This is a genomic window from Rugamonas rivuli (assembly GCF_009380165.1).
GTDB lineage: Bacteria > Pseudomonadota > Gammaproteobacteria > Burkholderiales > Burkholderiaceae_D > Rugamonas > Rugamonas rivuli.
Genome location: NZ_WHUF01000005.1, coordinates 124,045 through 142,100, shown reverse-complemented (window position 1 = coordinate 142,100; position 18,056 = coordinate 124,045). Strand labels below are relative to the sequence as shown.

20 protein-coding genes are annotated in these 18,056 nt (G+C 55.3%); 5 read left to right on the top strand and 15 right to left on the bottom strand.

What is annotated here, in order from left to right; translation table 11 throughout:
• Positions 1-18: 18 nt before the first annotated feature.
• Together GEV01_RS19305 and GEV01_RS19300 are read left to right on the top strand one after the other, a co-directional pair.
• Entirely contained in the window at positions 19-375 is a 357-nt protein-coding gene (locus GEV01_RS19305; protein ID WP_152807210.1) for a hypothetical protein, read from the top strand.
• Positions 376-385: 10 nt separating this feature from the next.
• Positions 386-1,297: a hypothetical protein gene (locus tag GEV01_RS19300; RefSeq protein ID WP_152807209.1), complete on the top strand. Its 912-nt coding sequence runs from the start codon at positions 386-388 to the stop codon at positions 1,295-1,297.
• Here GEV01_RS19300 and GEV01_RS19295 read toward each other — a convergent pair.
• The 15 genes from GEV01_RS19295 to GEV01_RS19225 all read right to left on the bottom strand — a co-directional run bounded on the left by GEV01_RS19295 (position 1,282) and on the right by GEV01_RS19225 (position 13,713).
• Positions 1,282-1,623 carry a hypothetical protein gene (locus GEV01_RS19295; protein WP_152807208.1) on the bottom strand — a complete coding sequence of 114 codons (342 nt, stop codon included), beginning with the start codon at positions 1,621-1,623 and terminating at the stop codon, positions 1,282-1,284. The two genes, GEV01_RS19300 and GEV01_RS19295, sit on opposite strands and share 16 nt — an antisense overlap.
• Positions 1,624-1,655: 32 nt before the next feature.
• Complete coding sequence (locus tag GEV01_RS19290) at positions 1,656-2,186, bottom strand: hypothetical protein (RefSeq protein WP_152807207.1); 531 nt, start codon at positions 2,184-2,186, stop codon at positions 1,656-1,658.
• Positions 2,187-2,190: 4 nt separating this feature from the next.
• Positions 2,191-2,748 (bottom strand): transglycosylase SLT domain-containing protein, encoded by a 558-nt coding sequence (locus GEV01_RS19285; RefSeq protein WP_152807206.1) that lies wholly within the window; start codon positions 2,746-2,748, stop codon positions 2,191-2,193.
• Positions 2,749-2,769: 21 nt separating this feature from the next.
• Complete coding sequence (trbL, locus tag GEV01_RS19280; RefSeq protein ID WP_152807205.1) at positions 2,770-4,377, bottom strand: P-type conjugative transfer protein TrbL; 1,608 nt, start codon at positions 4,375-4,377, stop codon at positions 2,770-2,772.
• A gap of 5 nt (positions 4,378-4,382) precedes the next feature.
• On the bottom strand, positions 4,383-4,583 hold the full coding sequence (gene trbK, locus GEV01_RS31545; RefSeq protein ID WP_408014834.1) for an entry exclusion lipoprotein TrbK: 201 nt from the start codon (positions 4,581-4,583) through the stop codon (positions 4,383-4,385).
• Between the two features lie 33 nt (positions 4,584-4,616).
• Complete coding sequence (gene trbJ, locus GEV01_RS19270; protein WP_152807203.1) at positions 4,617-5,381, bottom strand: P-type conjugative transfer protein TrbJ; 765 nt, start codon at positions 5,379-5,381, stop codon at positions 4,617-4,619.
• A 66-nt stretch (positions 5,382-5,447) separates the two neighbouring features.
• Complete coding sequence (locus GEV01_RS19265) at positions 5,448-6,809, bottom strand: TrbI/VirB10 family protein (protein WP_152807202.1); 1,362 nt, start codon at positions 6,807-6,809, stop codon at positions 5,448-5,450.
• A gap of 5 nt (positions 6,810-6,814) precedes the next feature.
• The gene (locus GEV01_RS19260; protein WP_152807201.1) at positions 6,815-7,303 is read right to left on the bottom strand and encodes a conjugal transfer protein TrbH; all 489 of its coding nucleotides are present in this window, start codon (positions 7,301-7,303) and stop codon (positions 6,815-6,817) included.
• 2 nt (positions 7,304-7,305) lie between these two features.
• Positions 7,306-8,202, bottom strand: coding sequence for a P-type conjugative transfer protein TrbG (trbG, locus tag GEV01_RS19255; RefSeq protein ID WP_235914443.1), 897 nt, complete (start codon positions 8,200-8,202; stop codon positions 7,306-7,308).
• 12 nt (positions 8,203-8,214) lie between these two features.
• Positions 8,215-8,973, bottom strand: coding sequence for a conjugal transfer protein TrbF (locus GEV01_RS19250; protein WP_152807200.1), 759 nt, complete (start codon positions 8,971-8,973; stop codon positions 8,215-8,217).
• Entirely contained in the window at positions 8,970-11,507 is a 2,538-nt protein-coding gene (locus GEV01_RS19245) for a VirB4 family type IV secretion/conjugal transfer ATPase (protein ID WP_152807199.1), read from the bottom strand. Before GEV01_RS19245 ends, GEV01_RS19250 begins: the two co-directional genes overlap by 4 nt.
• Entirely contained in the window at positions 11,504-11,815 is a 312-nt protein-coding gene (locus tag GEV01_RS19240) for a conjugal transfer protein TrbD (RefSeq protein WP_152807198.1), read from the bottom strand. Before GEV01_RS19240 ends, GEV01_RS19245 begins: the two co-directional genes overlap by 4 nt.
• A gap of 2 nt (positions 11,816-11,817) precedes the next feature.
• Complete coding sequence (gene trbC, locus GEV01_RS19235; protein ID WP_152807197.1) at positions 11,818-12,234, bottom strand: conjugal transfer system pilin TrbC; 417 nt, start codon at positions 12,232-12,234, stop codon at positions 11,818-11,820.
• Between the two features lie 13 nt (positions 12,235-12,247).
• Positions 12,248-13,207: a P-type conjugative transfer ATPase TrbB gene (gene trbB / locus GEV01_RS19230; protein ID WP_152807196.1), complete on the bottom strand. Its 960-nt coding sequence runs from the start codon at positions 13,205-13,207 to the stop codon at positions 12,248-12,250.
• 134 nt (positions 13,208-13,341) lie between these two features.
• Positions 13,342-13,713: a transcriptional regulator gene (locus GEV01_RS19225; protein ID WP_152807195.1), complete on the bottom strand. Its 372-nt coding sequence runs from the start codon at positions 13,711-13,713 to the stop codon at positions 13,342-13,344.
• Between the two features lie 426 nt (positions 13,714-14,139).
• Here GEV01_RS19225 and GEV01_RS19220 point away from each other — a divergent pair, with 426 nt between their 5' ends.
• Genes GEV01_RS19220 through GEV01_RS19210 form a run of 3 tightly spaced genes read left to right on the top strand, consistent with a single transcriptional unit; the run spans position 14,140 to position 17,942 of the window.
• Positions 14,140-14,571 carry a nucleoside triphosphate pyrophosphohydrolase family protein gene (locus tag GEV01_RS19220; protein WP_152807194.1) on the top strand — a complete coding sequence of 144 codons (432 nt, stop codon included), beginning with the start codon at positions 14,140-14,142 and terminating at the stop codon, positions 14,569-14,571.
• 15 nt (positions 14,572-14,586) lie between these two features.
• Positions 14,587-15,744 (top strand): hypothetical protein, encoded by a 1,158-nt coding sequence (locus tag GEV01_RS19215; protein ID WP_152807193.1) that lies wholly within the window; start codon positions 14,587-14,589, stop codon positions 15,742-15,744.
• Complete coding sequence (locus GEV01_RS19210; protein WP_152807192.1) at positions 15,744-17,942, top strand: hypothetical protein; 2,199 nt, start codon at positions 15,744-15,746, stop codon at positions 17,940-17,942. The genes GEV01_RS19215 and GEV01_RS19210 overlap by 1 nt, the downstream gene beginning before the upstream one ends.
• Positions 17,943-18,056: the final 114 nt, after the last annotated feature.

Sequence of the window (18,056 nt, the reverse complement as noted above, 5' to 3'; positions counted from 1 at the left end):
ATTTTGAGGAGAAAAGCCATGCATCCTATGATCCAGAAAACCTTCGGAGGACTGACGCCAAGCTACTATGCCCGTCATTTATTCTTCGGTTGTATCTTCCTCTTTCTGTATCTGTTCGTCGCCGTTCATGGACAGTCGATCAGTTTCGCGGGGGGATTCCTGGCGTTCCTGAACACCTTTCTTTATCCCTATGCGCGCTTTGCCTACGAAGGCGTTGTCGGCTACATCGTGGGGAAGAACGTCTTTATCCTGCCTGCGGGCTTGATGTTGCTGACCAAGGTCATTACGATGACCATGTGCTGGTTCCTGGCGGTCTTCATCGCACCGGTCGGACTGGCATACCTGTATGTTTATCACAGCCGCAGATTGCGTTAGGGGTATCTGAATGGAATCCGCACAGAACCGCATCACTGGCGAGGTTGTCGATGCGGAGCAGTTGTGGTTGCTCCACGTGGTGGACAAGGATAGTTATGTGTGCCGGGGCTGCGGTGTCAAGGTGCTGCCTGCGTCGTTCCGTCCGACCAACCTGGTTCGGCCTTACTTCACCGTCGGCAGCAATGGTGTTCATTTGCCTGAGTGTGATGTCGACGGCGAACAGCGACTGATCCAGCAAGCCCGCCAGGAAAGGGTGAGTACACCTCGCGTTGGTTTTCCGGCACCCTATCCATCAAAGCTGGTTCTGAAGGACTACCGTGAGGTGGTCGACGCCGGCACTCCCGATGACGATACGGCGCAAAGAGGACGGAGCGACGCTTCATCGCGGCCCCCGCGCAGCGCCTCAACCGTGCAAAGGAAGCGCGCGGTGTCGACGATACGCCAGATCTGCCGCACCTTCATCAATTTCCCATACGACCGCGATTTGGAGCTCAGCGTGCCTAGTGTTGAGGCCGATAAATACTACGCCGTTTTCAAGAAGCTGAAGTGGGACGAATTGCAGCGGTATCCCGACGCCAGGATATTTTATGCGGCGATGCGCTGGGGCAAACCGACCGATGAGGCCACACACATGGAGATCGGGTTGGATGCCGGCCAGCGGGAAGGAAGCAAGCTCGTCGTCGGGCATCGTGTGCGTATTGAGTGGTCCGGCTGGAGCGATGCCCGGAAGAACTCTGTTCGCAGGGAGCTGGAGGTGGCACGAGAGGAGGCTAAGCGAGCCTTCGAGGCGGGCCAGAAACAAAAGAAAGCCTTTGTTTTCTTTCTCGGGATCCAGGACGCGGTTGATCCTGTGCTCTTCCGCGTGGTTGACCATCGGCTGATCTGTTGTATTGTCGACGAGATTATCTATCCGAAATTCTGAGCGGCGACTGGCGTCGACGAAGTGGACTCTTCCTCGGCCTCCCGTTTCCACAGTGTTTTCTTTTCCGTCCCGAAGGTCACGGTCGTGATCCTGTCAGGAATGGGGATATAGAGGTCGAACAGGCCGCTTTTTCCCGGCCGGGTGAGGGCCATCGATACGAGGATGTGGACGGCATGCTGCTCTGGATAGAGGTCCACATGATCGGCGACGATTGAACTGTGAAAGATCAATCCCTTGACGTGCAACAGGTGATTTTCAGCCACCTGCACTTCGTCGATATTGTGGAAGGCAACGTCGGCGCATTCGGCAAATTCAATATGATTCATGTCGATTCTCCCTTCTCATACAGTTTAGCGCTTCATCTGCGGCGTGAGCGGCTTTTTCGCGGTAGGGTCTGCTTGCTGGATTTGCTGTTGCCGTTGCCCGCGTCAGCGGGCGTGTGGTTGCTGGGGATGCTCATCTTTCCGTGGGCGGCGACGGCATCCCGCTGGTTTGCCTCGATGATGGACTTGGCCAGCCTGGCAGGAGTGCTGACGAGCGCCGTCTGGTGGACCAGCTGCTCGCCGGTCGCGCGGCCCCAGGCCTCGGCCGCGAACGTGGAACATGGTGTGCGCAGGGTCCATGCCTGGTCCCCGCGTTGTCTATAGGTTTCAATGATTTCGAATAGACGGCGTTCCTGTTCGTGATCGATCACCTGGCTGCGTGTGGCGTTGGCTTTCAAGGTCGGCGGCTCGGCGTTTTCCAGCAGGCCATTGCCTTCGCCGGTGGGATTGTTTCCCCACGTCCCATAGGTCATCGATTGGCCGTCAATCGGGCAGTATTCAATCCAGCTGTGCCCGATACGAAGTGTGCCAGCGGTGGTTGAGTGGATTTTGAGTACGCCTGCCATGGTATCAAGGCGTTGGGGCTGGCGTTATCATGCGCGGGGTGTAGTAGGGCATCGCCAACGGCCGCTCGGCCGGGCCGGTGGCCGTCCTGGGTTCCGTGCCCTCAGGTCGGTGCGTCGGCGCCTGGAGACATTCTTTAGCGGCGCAGTGCTGCAACCAGGTGGCCCAGTGCGTAGCCCTGGTGATCAGATCCAGGCGGTAGCGGATGTTGTACCGGGGTGTGCGTGAATGATAGTTGGCCGCCCTGGTCCATAGATCACCCTGGTCTAACCGCAGGTGTTGCCTCAGCCGCCATGCCGCCAGGTCGTAGGCATAGCAGCCCGGCGCGGCAACCGCCTGCGAAGTGATCCCATACTGGGCAAGCGCTGACAGGTAGGCCGTGTTGAACTGCATCGGGCCGACGTCGCTGGTACCGTTGGTGTTCTTCATCCATAGGCCCGGCGTACCCGCTTCCTTCTCGGCGACAGCGAGCATGAGGTTGGCCGGGATGCCGTATCGGGCAGCTGCCGCGATGCTGCACGACACGCGCTCGTTCAACTGAAATGGGAGATCGGCGGAGGACATGACGGGAGGCCTATGCGGGGACTAGGTTTTGGACGGGTCGGAATCGTCGCCGTCTTTCCCGTCGCGGTCTCTGAAAGCGGAAATTTCCGCTTGCGGGTCGAAGTCGTCATTTTTACCAGCCGAAAGCGTGTTGGTGTCGGAATTGCCGTCTCCGCCTTTGCGGCTCTCACGAATAGCCGCTGCGATTTTTCCGCCGATGGTATTGGAGACGCGATCGTTTATGGAATTTTTTGCTACCTGGAACGCGCCACCAACAAGGCTTCGCGTCGCGCCACCGGCGATTCGGACCGCCTTGGCACCCGCGCTATTGTTTTTTCCTTTTCCGCTTGCGGACGAGGAGGCGCCGGATTTTGCTGCGCCGCCGCCGCCGCCGCCGCCGCCGCCGCCACTCCCACTGCCAGTGCCGCCGCTCCCATTCGTGTCCGAATTACCGGATTGTTGGGTGCTTTGACTGGACGAATCAGCAGATGAGGAACCCGAAGAAGGGGCGTCGCCACCCATGGCCTGCGCAAATGAGCTTTCGCCGGTATTCCCACCTTGCACCTCAGAACCCGACTGGCCAGACATGAAGTCTTGTGATAGCCCACTCGATTCGCTTTCAGCAGCACTCCCTTTTTCAAATGCAGCCATTAGCGCCTGTGCACCGCCGGCTATATTTGCCGCCGCGCCTCCAATTGCTTTGCCAACAGTCGAGATAGCTGCTGCTGCCATCGATGCCGCCGCTACTGCCGAGCCGGCAGTGAATCCGCTGCCAAGTGCGCCAGTTCCTCCTCCTGAAACCAGCCCTGCAAGCAAACCAGGGAGTTTATTGATTAGCGCCAGCATGACGACAACCACCACCATCACGGCGGCCATTTCATTTAGTTTCATGCCGGCGCTCATGCGGGAATAAAAAGTGTCGATAAATGTCTTCCCAACACCAACGAGCAACACCATCACCAAAAGTTGTGCACCGACTCCCAATACTGTTTTGAAGTAGCTTATGGCCATATCTGAGGTCCAGCGAGAACCGCCAAAGCCGAGAAAGAAAATTCCTGCGTAAGCTAACACCCACGCACTGATTAACAGGATCAGAATGTTCACAGCCATCAAGGCCAGTGAAAGTAATATGACAAGGCTGATCAGTACTCCTACAAAGCTTGCAAAAGGTGACCATACCGACGAGTTGTTGACTACTTTCGAAAAAATATCGAACCCGATGTCGACGATGCTACTTGGAGACGGAAGTGGATAACCGTAGGCGTGCGTTCCCGCGCTGGCGCTGCCACCAATAGAACGCATGGAGTCGATTATGGCAATTGCAATCGCTGGGCCGTTGTCTAGTAACCACCAGTAAAAGCCGGTAAAGATGGTGAACCTTACGAATTCTGCAAAGAACTCACCTACGTCGGCGCTTCGAAGCGCCATCATGCCAAATGTCCACACCATGCTAATCAATGCTAGCGTCCAGAAAAGACGGGTGGCGTGCAGCTTTATTACTGCGGCCCATGCGGTTGCTGCCGTTGCGTAAACATCGTGCACGTTATCCAGAATGTCACTGGTCTCAATTGTCGCGTGAGCCGCAATTGGGACCAGCATCAAGAATAACAACAGCGGACACACAGAGTTTTTGCAGAGTAGCTTTTCCATGTTGATTACCACCCTCTAGGCTTACTGGGCTTGTAAGTGCTCATTTTCGCGCAAAGATCGATGAATCTATTTCGCGCGGCTGTGTCGTGGATTTGCGTGTATTTTTCCGGCACGCAGTTTTGGTCATTGACTTCGGGCAGTTTTGGGTCCGCCTCAGTCCGTGTGCACCCCAGTAGTATCACGACCGTCAGGAGCGACGCTCCCATCAGGAAACGGGCAATGGATTGCATGATATTCACCTACCATCCACGAGCACGTGAGGGACGATACGTGCTCTCCAGTACGATTGAATCTGATGCGCGAGCAAGGGCTTCGCGATCCGCCTGTGCTTGAAAACGAGTTGCGATGACGTTCTGCTGTGCGATTAGTAATGCTCGAATCTGCAGCAGCTGATTGGCCTGCTGGCTGGCAAGTTGGTTTGCATATCCCACTGCCTGCATTTGGCCATTAGCACTCTGTGCTGCGGCCTGTAGTCGCTGGAGTTGCCTCGCGTCGGCTTCCATCGAATCTTGTTGCTTATCGAGAGCCAGCAGAAGCGCATCGGTCGATTTTTTCTCGGCTTGGGATGCGATTTCCTGAGATTGGTTTAATAAGGCCCAATCACCAGCAGAACACCCCCGCGTTGTGAAACATGGCGAACTTCGATAGCCGGCCGTGTCCTTGAATTTTCCGAGGTAAGCGCTGACGCTACCAAGATTGGTTTTGTAATACTGTAGCGTATCCATGGAAGCGCGGAGGTCGCTCATCGTTCTGGTCGCCATGTCCCAGATGTACATGGATGGCGCTACCGTATTCTGGAGCATGTTTTGATACTGTTGCAGTTGAGTCTGGTATTGCTGAATTTGCTTTAACGTGTGGGCGACATTCTCGATCGCTGTCACTGTATTCTGGGATAGGTTGACCCCATCAATGACGGGTAGCGCAGCGAATGCGCCCCCCGTCGGCATGCTCAACGCAGCAAAGGTTAGGCTGCCAAACAGTTTTTTTTGTGAGCTGAATTTCATGGTGACTTCTCCTTTTTGAGCTTGATGGGGCATGCGATGGGAAAACTGTCATTGCTGTTTTTGCCGTCAGTAGTCAAACGCTTTGTACGGCTTGGAGAACGTTAAGTCCTTGGTGACGACCACGTTGAAGCGGTAGCCCGGGCGGATTTCCAGGGTCGGCGAAATGCCCATATTCTTTGAAATCATTTGCGCGGTGACCGTTCCGAGTTGTTGACCAAGCGCCTCGCTCATCGCGCTGCGGGCGCTTTGGCGATTGGAGTACAGCGAATCGGGCTGACTTAGCGCGATGCCGGCGGTAACGCCAGACATCAGCAGGGCGGAGCCAAAGACGCGCAGGTAGTGGTTGTTGACCTGGTCGTGGAAACCGGCATAGCCGGCGCTGTCGGCGCCGGGCATGGCGCCGATGTCGAGTGCTTTTCCATCGGGGAAGACGATGCGTTGCCATGCGATCAGCACGCGCGCCTGTCCGTATGCGACTTCGCTGGAGTACTGGCCGATGAGGCGCGAACCTTGCGGTATCAATTTCCACCTGCCTGTAGCGGTGTCGAACACGTCCTGGCTGACCTGCCCAATTACTTGACCAGGGAGGTCTGAATTTATTCCCGAGATCAGTATGGCCGGTAGCACAAAGCTGGCCCTTATTTCGTAAGGTGAGCGGGGCGCTTGGGTTTGTGAATCCAGACGCCAGCGGTCTTGTTGCGAACCACCGTCGAACTGCCCGTAGTTCTTGCCGGAAGATGCCGCCATTTGCGGGCCTTGCTCCGATGGCACCGCACTTTGACTTCCCGTGCTGGCAGCGGATGCCGCAACCAAGCCTGCTTGACGTAGTTGCTGGACGCGGGCTTGATACATGGCGGTCGGATCGTCCTCGCCCGGCATGTCGTTTTGCTGAGGAGTCACGGCGCCGCCTCTCTGCGCAGCGGTCGGCGCGGAGCCGGCGCTACGTGGCGCCATAGCCTGAACGGTTGTCTTTGCTTTTATCGCTTCCTCCAGCATGTGCATCTTTTCCATCGCGACCAAGACGCGAGGATCTTGCTGCGGAGCCGGAGCAGGGGACTGCGCTGCCCCGGGCGGAAGCGGCGGCATCTCCAGCGCCTCGGGGTGAGCGACTGGGGCCGCCGCACTCGCGGCTGGACTATCCGGCGGGATCAAAGGAGCCGCCTTTGCCGCCGGAATAATGCCGTCCTTTTCCTGGCCGGCCAGTTCGGATGCAAACATGCTGGCGCTGGTGGCCTTTGTATCGTTTGTCTCTGGCGGGCGTTGCTGTTTCTCCGCGCGATCCGCCGCGACCAGTGCCATGATCAGCAGGAACCCCGCCAATAGGACGCATAGGATGTAAATTGGCAGGTTGTTCACCCGTCGCACGCCGCTGCTACCGGTTGGAGTGCCGGGGGAGGAATCCGGGGACATGTCCACAGCATCGGCCATAATCGCTACTCCTTGCGTACCCATGCGCCTGCAGGGTGAATGGTTTCGTTTTGCGATACGTAGGCGCGGCTTATCGTCTGGGTTCCCAGCGTCAGTGTGACGCGGTATAGTCTTGGCGAGGCGATTGCATCCAAGACGTAGTTGAACGGAGTGCTTGTCGCAGCATCGCTGGGGCTTGCCGCAGATAGCGCCGCACTGGTGATTGGCGGTGTGTCTGCCAAGGGCTGCACCTCCTGCAGTGCATATCCCTGACCGCGCAACAGTTCTACCAAGTGCTTGCCGAAGTTGTCGGTCATGATCTGTCTGAACTCCAGGCGGGTGCTGGCCGGCGGGTATAGAAGCACTAACTGGCGGGTTGCGTCGTCTGCCAGTAGTCGTTCTTGCGTTGGCGACGCATTCGCCATGAAGTTGCCGAACGAGGTGTCCGCCTTCTTGCTGCTGGCCGCGCAGCCCACGAGGAAGATCGCGATAGCTAGGGTGAGTAGGTTGCGCATCACTATTTCTCCCGAGTGATCGTGATACGATCCTGACTGCTACCCACGCCGGCGATCAGCAACGCCTTGTCGAACACGGTATCGACTATGTAGCGATCGCCCTGCACGCGGTAGTTCACCATGACCATTTCGGCATCGGTAAACCAACCGCCATCCTTGCGCACTACGAGCAGCGTCGGGGCCTCAGTCTGCGCCATGGCTGCTGGCATTTGAATAATGGTCTTGGTCCCGTCGTTGTAGACTCTTATCGGCTTCCAGGTCGCACTGCCTGACACGTCATAGGCGAAACTCAGATCGCCCAGATATTCGCCGGTCTGCGGTATCGTGCGTTCCTGCTTTTCCTTGACCTCACGGGTTTTGATGACGTTCCACTTTGCCAGCGCATCCTCTGTGTAAGTGAACGCGACTCGGGACATGAATTCCGTGCGGTGTGAGCGCAGCCGAAAATGATAGGTCCTGCGGTTGGTGGTAACAATCAGCGACGTTTCAAGGCCTATGTCCATGGGCTTGATGATCAGGTGCTGCACTTCCGCAGCGCCATTGCCTGTGATGGCCGGCTCCACGATCCAGCGGGCTGTATCCCCGAGGTGTATGGAGTTCACTTGTTCACCCGCCTGCAGTTCTACGTCGCAGACCTGAAGAACGGCGCAGACGATGCTGGGCTGCTGCGCGCCATAGAGGTAGCGGATGGTGCCGTCGGTGCCGATGGCGGGTCGTATGCCGGTGGGGCTGGCGCCGCGCCATTGCTGTGAAGCTTCCAGCGCGTCGCGCTCCTGCTGCGTCAGCGTCAGGTTTTTGCCGGAGAAGTACAGGTCGGCGAGCTTCTTGTCGGTTGGTTCCGCCGCAGTTGCGATTGTGCTGGTCACGCAGGCGAGGAAAAACATCATCTGTTTGTTCATGTTCTGGACTCCTTACAACTGTTTGGACCACGAGTAATCGCGTACGTAAATGCTGAGCGGGTTGTTGCGCAACTGTTCTTCGGTGGTCTGAGGTGTAGTGGGCGATATGTAGACGGTAAGTAGCGCGCGCATGCGAAATGGCTTTCCCTTCAAGGTGCCCTGACGATCACGCGCGGTCTCAATCCAGTCCACCTGCCAGGTGTCGGCAGTCTGGGGAAGGACTGAGGCTATTTCGATGCTGACAGTTTCGTTCCCCGCGCGTTTGAACGGGCTGCTTTCTTCCGTTCCATTTAGCCACTCGTTCGTTTTGGCCGTGGCAGGATCGTGTGCGGACAGCATGGAGTAGAGGCGAAAAACGGCTTTCCTCTGTAGCGCGATATCAGGCGTCACCATGCGGGAATCACTGACAAAGGACGCTACTGCCGCCCGAACGACACGGTCATTTAGTGCAGGCGATTGCTGCGCCGGAGCGACGGCGACGGGTTGTCCCAGCTTGTCTACTTCTACCACATAGGGTACGAATTTTGACTGGCTGCCGATATGAATAATTCCCCCGACGGAGGCCAGTGCGACGAGTAGCGATAGTATGGCCAGCAGTTGCCAGTTGCGGCGTGATGCGACGACGCCCCCGACATGGTCGTTCCATGTCCTGCGCGCGGACAAGTAGGGGTTCTCGTTTTCCCCTTTTCTTCGGCCGCCGTCGATAGCCGCCGCTTCTGGCATCACGTCGTTTGCGTTTTTACGCGCTAGGATATTTGGAAAGAGATTCATAGGTTCACCCCATAGTCTTGGAGGCTGAGTCCTCTGGACGACAGCCATTCGTGTATCCAAAGGTCGCCGTGTTTTGCCTCAAGCGTTTTAATGGCTGCTATCGATTCCTTGTCGGTGGCGCCCATGAACGCGAGCGCCAGCGGTCCAAGCGCCAGTTCATAAAGACGGCGCCCTTGTTCGGACACGAAGTAATACTGTCTCTTAGGGATTGCCGATGCGAGGATGTCGATCTGGCGATTGTTCAAGCCCATGCGCCTGTACAACGCGGCAGTGTCTTCGTCTCGGGCGTAAATATTCGGCAGGAAGATCTTGGTTGCGGTCGATTCAACGATGACATCCAGAATGCCGGAGTTTGCGGCATCTGAGACATTCTGGGTCGCCATAATGACCATGCAGTTTGCTTTCCCGAGTGTCTTCAGCCAGACGCGAATCTTCTCCCTGAAGACTTTATGACCGAGCATCAGCCAGGCCTCGTCCAGTATGATTGCTGCAGGCTGGCCTTTCAGGCTGCGTTCGATCCTGCGGAACAGATAGAGAAGCACCGGCAGGGCGTACTTGTCGCCGAGGTTCATTAGCTCTTCAATTTCGAACACGGTGAAATCGCTGAGTGCTAAACCGTCTTCTTCGGCATCCAGCAGATAGCCCATACACCCGTCGACCGTATACTGCCGAATGGCTTCGCGGATAGTCCTGTCCTGTATCGTCACCGAGAATTCGGATAGCGTCCTGGCACCGCTGGCGTGCATGTTCATCACCGCCTCGCCGATTTCATTGCGCTGGGCAGGTGTCGTTTCGACGTTGTTCAGCGCCAGTATCGTATCGATCCATTCCATCGCCCATGCCCGATCACTCTTTGAAGCCAGGAACTGGAGTGGGCAGAATGAGAGCTTGTCGTCGTCGCCGGCGACGTTGAAGTGCCTTGCCCGGACAGCCTTGGCGATTGGGTAGCTCGACATTCCCTTTTCGAAAATGTAGATCGTCATCCCCAAGTATCGACGCAGCTGCGCCGCTATCAGGGCGAGATGTGCAGACTTCCCGCTACGTGTTGGGCCGAACATCAATGTATGAGCAAGGTCACGCACATGAAGATTGAACCAGAACGGCGTGGCCCCTTGTGTGACGCATTGCATAAGTGCTGGCGCGTTTGGCGGGTACAGAGGGCAAGGGGCTTTTGTCTGACCTGTCCAGATTGAGCTGGTAGGCAGCAGGTCCGCAAGATTCAATGTATTGAGCAGTGGCCGGCGTACATTCTCGACGCTGTGGCCCGGCAGGCTACCGAGGTAGGCATCCATGGTGTTGATGGTTTCGACCCGCGCGGCGAACCCGAGCCGGTTGATCGCCTTCTCCACCTGACGAGAGGCTGCTTCCAGTCGTTCCCTGTCTTCGTCCATCAGGACCACTACGCTGGTGTAGTATCCGGCCGCTACGAGTCCACTATTGACTTCCGCAATAGCGGACTCCGCGTCGGCGACCATATCCACGGCGTCCTTGTCGATATGACCTGTATGGGTGTTAAAGACCTGATCGAAGAAGCCCCGGATCTTTTGGCGCCATTTTTTTCGGAACGTATTCAGATGGGCCAAGGCTTCATGCGTGTCCAGGAAAATGAAGCGGGAAGACCAGCGGTATTCACATGGCAGCTCCCCAAGTGCCGTGAGCATGCCTGGGGCCGAGTTCAAGGGGAAGCCTTCGATGGCAACGACCTGAATAAATTTTCGCCCGATCTTAGGCACGACGCCTGCGCGCAGTTCCTGTCCTCCGAGGACTGCATCAAGGTACACCGGATTGGTCGGCAACTGCACTGGATGGTTTAATCCTGTAATGCAGAACTGCAGCCATCTCAGGAAGTCGTCGTGAGTGACGGTCGTCCCGTCCTCGTTTGTTATCGTGGTTCCCATGAGCCGGTCGAGCTTCAGTGCAGATGACAGGCGAGACTGGACGTTGGCGCATTCGCGCTGGAAGTAGTCGATCAGCGCGTGCGTGCGCGCCTTGTGGTCAGGCGCGCTGGCTTCGTCATCAAACATCATCTCGACGAAGCGGCTTTGTGCAAGGAGCGGCGGGAGATAGGTGAGCGTCAGTACGAAGTAGCCCTCGTACATCGCGCCAAGTTTTTCAAAGAGACGTCGGCGTTCTTCGTCGATCGCGGCGGATACCGGGTCAGGAAATTGCGAGAGTCCTGCATTTGCGTACCCCGGCGCACTGCGACGCACAGCGTCCACGTGTATCATCCAGCCGCTTCCGAGATGGGATGTGGCTTGGTTGATTCGAAGGGATGTCCGTTCGCGGTATTCATCGGTGCTGCTTGCGTTATCGTCGCCCTTATATGCCCAGGCGGCCATGAACGAACCATTTTTTCCTACAATGACTCCATCCGCTACTTCCGCAGAGTAGATCAGCAGATCGGCCAATGAGGGCCCGGTCTTGCGGTGTTTTGTGAGCAGAGCTTCGGCGTTGATAGATCGGATGCGGCCATACAAAATCGCCAGCATCGCGCTGCCAAGGGCGGATATGCCGATCGTGAGCTGTTCGATCATTTGTATTGCCTCCCCTGGCTACCGGAGTTCGAGCGGAAGGGCGTGCTGCGCGGTGGATAGAACCGTACGTATCTCCTGTGCCGCAAGTACACCTGACGCATTTTCGGATCGTGCTTCGCCATCAGACGGCACCCATACAATGTGCTGAACCACAGCGTGAGACCGAACACGGTGGCGCGCAGCTCTTGCGCAGCGAAGATCAGCGCGAAGGCCAGTAAGCCGGCAAACATCACCAGTTCACGGTCGCCACCCATGAACAGGTTGTTGCGGTTGCCGGCCCGCCGGATCGGTATCGTACGCAGCGCCATGATCAGGCATCCCGGATCCCTGCAGTGCTCACGCCATCCGGCAAGTGATGATCCAGCATCGCTACTACCGCGCCACGGGCGAAGAATGTGCTCATCACGTTCTGTGCGCCGACGATCAGCGCCATGACAAGTACCAGGAAGATCAACGTTCGGAAGAAGCCGTTCAGATCGCCGCCGAAGATCAGGACCCCGCCGGCGATGACGATGCCGACGATGGACAAGGTGAAGGCAACTGGCCCGGTGACTGAGTTCCGAAGGTTTTCCAGCCAGCTTTCGTAGGGGAGGGAACCGCCGGTGCCGACGCTGGCCGATGCGTTCAGCGGGATCATCAATACCAGCAAGAGAGCGAACAGCAAAAAGGTTAGGGACAGCGCATCCTGCCGGCGTTGGGCGGAATGGCGATGAAACGGCTGATTCATGATCAATGTCTCCTCAAAGATTGTTGGTGATGTAGTGGCCGTCCGTGTAGCCGGTTACAGCAAGTACTTCCTGGACACTCCGACCTTCGGGCGTCCGTGCTATGTGGACGACCAGGTGAACGACTTCCCCAATGAGCGACTCGATGTCGGTGGGAGCGGATTCGTTGCGTGTAATGAGCGACTTCAGACGGATCAAACCTGCGGCCGGATTGTTTGCGTGCAGGGTGGCGGCGCCACCCTCATGTCCGGTGTTCCAGGCATCGAGCAAATCAAGCGCCTCCGGGCCTCGTACCTCTCCGACCAGGATGCGGTCGGGCCGCATGCGGAGCGTGGTGCGGAGCAGGGCGGTCATCGTGACATCAGATGTGGTGTGGTACTGCATGAAATTCTCGGCTGCGCATTGAATTTCGCCGGTATCTTCGATGATGAATATCCGTTCCGAAGGATCGAAGTAAACCATTTCGTTGATGATGGCGTTGACCAGGGTGGTCTTGCCCGATCCGGTACCGCCGACGACAAGAATATTTCGGTGGTCGGCCACAGCGCGCCTAATGGCGGTGCAGTGCGCGAGCGACAGGATGCCATTTGCCACATACTGCTCCAGCGTGAAAATGGCGATGGCTTTCCTGCGGATCGCAAACGTCGGCGCGGTGACTATCGGTGGAAGCTGACCCGCGAAACGCGAGCCGTCCAGCGGCAGCTCACCTTCCAGCGTCGGCTTCCCGTGCGTGACTTCTTTTCCGTGGTAGCCGGCCACTGTTTTGATGATGGCCTCGGCTTGCGCTGTACGCAGCGTGCCGATGCACTTCATGGATTCGCCCAACCGCTCCTGCCAAAGGCGCCCGTCTGCATTGAGCATGACTTCGACTGTCTTCGGATCGTACAGCGCAGCCAGGAGCAGCGGCCCCATGTCGCGTTCGAGCTTCTTCTTAGCCCGATCCTTTAGCGTCGAGAAATCTTCTGCATCAGCCATGATCGATATACCTTTGGTGCGTGAACGTGATGTCACTCAATCAAAGGCTATATCGTGAAAATCTCAGCGGTTTGACCCGGCACAAACGTTATGCCCATTTTGGAGCATTGGGCATGGCGCTGAGCAATAAGTGCTTACTTTTTTTGTGCTTGGGAAATCAGTTGCCGATTGGCTTGGTCCCACTGCTGTACAGTGAATGCTTGGTACTCAGTAAGGATGGCAGAAGCTCTGATGTAGCCCGCTGGTAGGGACGTTGAAGGTGGATTCGCCGACAGCATTGAAATCGATTGCCGGTCAAGGTCCGTTGTTTCAAGCAAAGCTGGCAAGGGTTCATTTAGTGCCTGCGCGATGGACTCCATGATTTTTAGGGACGGATTGGCTTTGCCATTGGTTAGATCCGACAAGAACGATATGGAAATGCCTGCCTGATCAGCTAGTTCGTACTTTGTAATCCCCCGCTCATCGAGCAGCCGTAGCACGTTGGTAAAGAAGATGAGACTGTACAAGGGGCTTCTCCGATCATTTAGCTGCTAAAAAACAGTGAGAATTTTCAAACGTAAGGTTAGCTTATCCGTATATTTTTCGAGCTGTATCTTTCGTTGGGGAGGGGCTCATCTCTTTGGTCTTTCAGTAGTCTGGCAGTATTGCCGCGCCGTTCTATGAGCTCTGTCACTTGCTACCCAGCTTTCCGCCTCAGTGGTATGGCCGGAAAAGACCCCGTAAGCGTAATCTAACTCATGGCCCTGCTAGTCCAAGTTCGTCGCAAATTCAGATATTTCGATCACTTTTGCCTAGAATTATGGCTCAAGGGCGTCTACAAGACTCGTGGCGATTCACGCGTGGTATCGAATTAAGTTGAGATATACTCAAGTGATTAAGGTATTGGAGTGATTGGCTAGCGGACAATTGCTCGTTCACATATGGAGAGCACGATGAAGAGAACTTTTGCGGAACGAATAGCCCTCATGAATTCGATGTACGGTCTACCGGCGCATTCGACGCCTACGATTCCAGAAAACGTCCAAGACCGGCTCAAAAAGTTCAAGGCGACGCTGGCCGATGAGGTGAACGAAATCGACGACATCGTAAAACTCGCTGACGACGGCGCTAGTAAGGAGGACGTTGCTGTGGCGATCGCGGACCTTCTAGGTGATGTAATCGTGTACTGCCGGTCGGAGGCATTGAAGTACGGGATTCCTCTTGAGCAGGTTTTAGACCTTATCATGGACAGCAATGAGAGCAAACTTGGGGCCGACGGAAAGCCCATTTACGACTCAAATGGTAAGTTCCTTAAAGGTCCTAACTATTGGCGTCCCGAACCAAAGATTCGCGAGCTTCTCGATTCAGCGTCAGCTAACACCTAGTTTTTTTTCATAGTTATGGACCCTATTGTTCTCTCAGATTTAAAGACACTCGCTGAGGTCGAGGCAGGACTTCGCTCAATTCACGAAAGCCCTGGCGCTGCGCTTCAGGTTAAAGGGGATGCGGTTAACAAACGTAACGGTGCTTTGTACGATGCTGCGCGTCTTCAGCTGTTTGTGACATGGGCGCGAGCAGCGAAGGACAAGACTATCCATTTTCATGCCTCGAATAACATCGATACTGTGGTGGAGAAGCTCTGTGATTATGCGCCAGGCATCGCCGCGCTTCGTATGGCGGCAGGTGTGCAAGTCGGTGACCAATTCATTGACCGTCGTGACGCGTTGCGGCAGGCCAGAGAAAAGATGCAATCGACGGATGATGAAGATTTCGGAAGTATCATCAAAGGTCGATGTATCGATATGACCTGTGTCAGCGGCATGCGCTTGCAGTATTTAGCGCCGCTATTCACGGCTCGATCTCCAGAAGCATCCAAGGATGCAGGAGCGATGCTGGCATTATTCAAGAAGCTATTTTTCCGCGTGAATCAGCAGGATCAAGAACTGGTGCCTGAGTCGTTCTTAAAGGCAGTTGGAATTTTTACGAGTGAGCTGTTCAGTAACACTCAAGAGCATGCGACGAGCGATTATCGCCATATCGATTACATCGCTCACGTCGAAGGATTCATCGCAAGTTGGGTAGTTATGGAAGAGCGACTCTTCAAGTCTGATTTCGACGGTCACCACAAGCTAAGGAATTTTTGGTCGCGTGAATCGTTGGTTTCGCGGGAAGCGTTTAGTGAACCAGGTATGAGCTCGATGAGGTGTCTACAGCTAAGCTTCTTTGATTCTGGGCCGGGCTTTGCGAGCCGAGCAACGGGGAAGCGGACTCGCGAATTGTCTAGGGACGAAGAACGAAATGTTCTAATTCGGTGTCTCCAGAAGAATTTTACAACCAAGCAGCAGACTGGAGCTGGGCAAGGCATTCCTGGCGTACTGGCGGCGCTTAAGGAGATCGGGGGGTTGATCAGAATTCGTTCTGGTCGCCAAGCAATCTTCAATTGTTTCGGTATGGGCGAGTCAAACCACCTTTTTGAATTCGACGACTGGAATAGCGATGAACTTGTTGAGGTCGCTGGTGCAGTGATTACGATCATCATTCCTTTGCGAGTCAATTGATGGACAAGTCTTTCTTCTTTAACGCCAAGAGCATTTGTCAACAGACTAAGTTTGCCATTGATGTGGCGTGCATGTTCTTCGATGGCCGTCGCGAAATATCCAGCGTCGAGTTTTTCTCTGAACTCCAGACTGCGTTGAAAAGCAATGATACAGTGCCAGATTGCATGGTTGTCATTGCGAGTCCAGAGGTGATCGTGTCGCTGCAACAACACTGGGGCTCAACGTCTCTCCAAGCGACCTTTGTGGCGCGCGGAGTTCGTAATCAAGTTCAGTATCTCAAGGCGTTTCACTTTTACGCTTGGGATGCGGAGCAGATAGTTGAGCACTACACTCAAGTGACCACTCCCGGAGCACCGCAGTTCACGCTAAACATCACTGATATCTTAAACCAAGGTTTAACTGACTTGGTCGCGCGAAATGATGTTATCCAAGTCGCGCCTGCTGGTCACGTGTTCAAGCATCCGTCTGGAACCATTAACAAAATCTTCATCCAGGCAAGGGAATTAGCGAAGTCTGAGCCTCAACTCTGCTTTATTGGGCGGTTGATTGTTGCTCGACTTGGCAACGATGTCAGAAGCGACTTAAGTATGGTGTTCATCGATACTATGAGCATCTATCACTATGTCCACGAGGCACTGAGGTTCTTGGGGAGTTCGGCCCGGATACTTAGCTTCCATTCCTATGATGATGTAAAGAAAATTGTCCCTCCATCTGAGCCCTACCTCGTGGTGATCTCCGCTTCTACGTCTGGAGGAATGGCTCGTCAACTTCATGAGAGTCAGGGCTTTGATGAAAGGAGGTTGGTGACGTTGGTCGATATGAGTTCCCAAGGCCGGAGTGGCTCGGTATTGGTTGCTTTGGACCAAGTCGACAAGCAGCTCAAGAAGCTAACGGTTAACGGAGCGGAGACGGAAATAGAATTAGTTGGCGAACACTTCTCTTCCAAGGCTAAGCCTCCACGTGCTGTGACGTTGGGTTTGCCGCATGCCCCTAAAGATTTGAAGGCCGCGCTTAAATACTTTGATGCAACCGGATTTTCTGGCATCAATGCCGGCGAGCAGCCCAGCCGAACCCGCGTTGTATCATTAACTCCCCCTGCGATCCAGGTGGACGACTCTTTTGATAACTGGTTGAACGCTGAAATTCGCTGGAGTGTTTCTGCGTCGATAGACTTTATCGTGCATACCAACGATGCCAGCTCGCTGGCACTAGCCAACCGTGCCTCAGCTATTCTTGCCGACGCCAAAGGGCATGGTCCGGTGCCGATCCTATCCAGCGCGGACATTAGTCAGGAAACACTGGCACTGGCGAAAGGTATTCTTGTCGTTACCGCGCTCGCGGGAGATGGCGGGCAGCTTCGTGAGATTAGCAGGGATTTGCGCGAGTACGTGGCGCCGCTTTTGCCACGCCATTTCCTCATCGGAACTGGGTTGCCGCAGTCAGAAGAGGCATGGGAGAGACTGAAGCAGTTCTTGGAGCGAAACACGTCACATCGGCGTTATGGCTTTTCTGCCAGATTGGTACTGCCAACAGGACCTGATAATCCCGATAATGCGTGGCGCGCTCTGCATGGGCTGGCCTCTAAAGCCGAAGTGGATCCCCTTGAGGCGGATTCGGTCAAGCCAGAGGTCGTAACTCAATCTCTGCGGTCTGCCGCTGATGCTTTGCAGGCTGCGAGCAATGGTTTCTTGGCAAAGCCCGATGGTACCGAGCTAAGTCTGTCTGAAGGATTTCTGTTCTTTGATGGCGTCTACCAAGACCGGCTCGCCGAGGTGCCACCAGCAGCAGTCTTTATGGCAATGAGCTGTGCTTTACAGGCTGCGCGCGAATGTAAAACGCCGGGGAATCAATTGAAGCCTTCTGGCTATGAGTCGGTTGTGATTTCACCAGAATGCTTCCTGCGATTTAATGACAATATCCTCCAGGCTTGCCTACTGCGGGCAACGCTTCCATCTGAGTTGGACTATTCTGCGAGCCCTCACTTGAGCAAGTTAATGAAGGAATTCTTGGGGAAAATATTTGACCGATACACTCACGCGTACGGGGCTGCGGCGTTAGAGTTCGCTGCGGCGTTGGCCACTGGGCACTTGAGACTGAAACAGAGTGATCAGGAGGAGCTGATCGACAAGGCAATTGAACAGTTGAGGGACGCCCCCTCACCTCTGCTTGGTTTACTGCTACTTGCCAGAGAAGCCTAGGGGGACCCAGGTCGCGTGCCGTGGTTATCATAACGATGGCAGCGTGTGCTGGATAATGTTGTCGCGTTTGTTCTAGATACAAAAAAGCACTCTAAAAGAGTGCATTTTTGCAAT

Excerpts from the sequence above, each read along its gene's own strand:
- GEV01_RS19305 (WP_152807210.1), top strand. The coding sequence starts at position 19 with ATGCATCCTATGATCCAGAAAACCTTCGGAGGACTGACGCCAAGCTAC.
- GEV01_RS19300 (WP_152807209.1), top strand. The coding sequence starts at position 386 with ATGGAATCCGCACAGAACCGCATCACTGGCGAGGTTGTCGATGCGGAG.
- GEV01_RS19295 (WP_152807208.1), bottom strand. The coding sequence starts at position 1,623 with ATGAATCATATTGAATTTGCCGAATGCGCCGACGTTGCCTTCCACAAT.
- GEV01_RS19290 (WP_152807207.1), bottom strand. The coding sequence starts at position 2,186 with ATGGCAGGCGTACTCAAAATCCACTCAACCACCGCTGGCACACTTCGT.
- GEV01_RS19285 (WP_152807206.1), bottom strand. The coding sequence starts at position 2,748 with ATGTCCTCCGCCGATCTCCCATTTCAGTTGAACGAGCGCGTGTCGTGC.
- trbL (WP_152807205.1), bottom strand. The coding sequence starts at position 4,377 with ATGGAAAAGCTACTCTGCAAAAACTCTGTGTGTCCGCTGTTGTTATTC.
- trbK (WP_408014834.1), bottom strand. The coding sequence starts at position 4,583 with ATGGGAGCGTCGCTCCTGACGGTCGTGATACTACTGGGGTGCACACGG.
- trbJ (WP_152807203.1), bottom strand. The coding sequence starts at position 5,381 with ATGAAATTCAGCTCACAAAAAAAACTGTTTGGCAGCCTAACCTTTGCT.
- GEV01_RS19265 (WP_152807202.1), bottom strand. The coding sequence starts at position 6,809 with ATGGCCGATGCTGTGGACATGTCCCCGGATTCCTCCCCCGGCACTCCA.
- GEV01_RS19260 (WP_152807201.1), bottom strand. The coding sequence starts at position 7,303 with ATGCGCAACCTACTCACCCTAGCTATCGCGATCTTCCTCGTGGGCTGC.
- trbG (WP_235914443.1), bottom strand. The coding sequence starts at position 8,202 with ATGAACAAACAGATGATGTTTTTCCTCGCCTGCGTGACCAGCACAATC.
- GEV01_RS19250 (WP_152807200.1), bottom strand. The coding sequence starts at position 8,973 with ATGAATCTCTTTCCAAATATCCTAGCGCGTAAAAACGCAAACGACGTG.
- GEV01_RS19245 (WP_152807199.1), bottom strand. The coding sequence starts at position 11,507 with ATGATCGAACAGCTCACGATCGGCATATCCGCCCTTGGCAGCGCGATG.
- GEV01_RS19240 (WP_152807198.1), bottom strand. The coding sequence starts at position 11,815 with ATGGCGCTGCGTACGATACCGATCCGGCGGGCCGGCAACCGCAACAAC.
- trbC (WP_152807197.1), bottom strand. The coding sequence starts at position 12,234 with ATGAATCAGCCGTTTCATCGCCATTCCGCCCAACGCCGGCAGGATGCG.
- trbB (WP_152807196.1), bottom strand. The coding sequence starts at position 13,207 with ATGGCTGATGCAGAAGATTTCTCGACGCTAAAGGATCGGGCTAAGAAG.
- GEV01_RS19220 (WP_152807194.1), top strand. The coding sequence starts at position 14,140 with ATGAAGAGAACTTTTGCGGAACGAATAGCCCTCATGAATTCGATGTAC.
- GEV01_RS19215 (WP_152807193.1), top strand. The coding sequence starts at position 14,587 with ATGGACCCTATTGTTCTCTCAGATTTAAAGACACTCGCTGAGGTCGAG.
- GEV01_RS19210 (WP_152807192.1), top strand. The coding sequence starts at position 15,744 with ATGGACAAGTCTTTCTTCTTTAACGCCAAGAGCATTTGTCAACAGACT.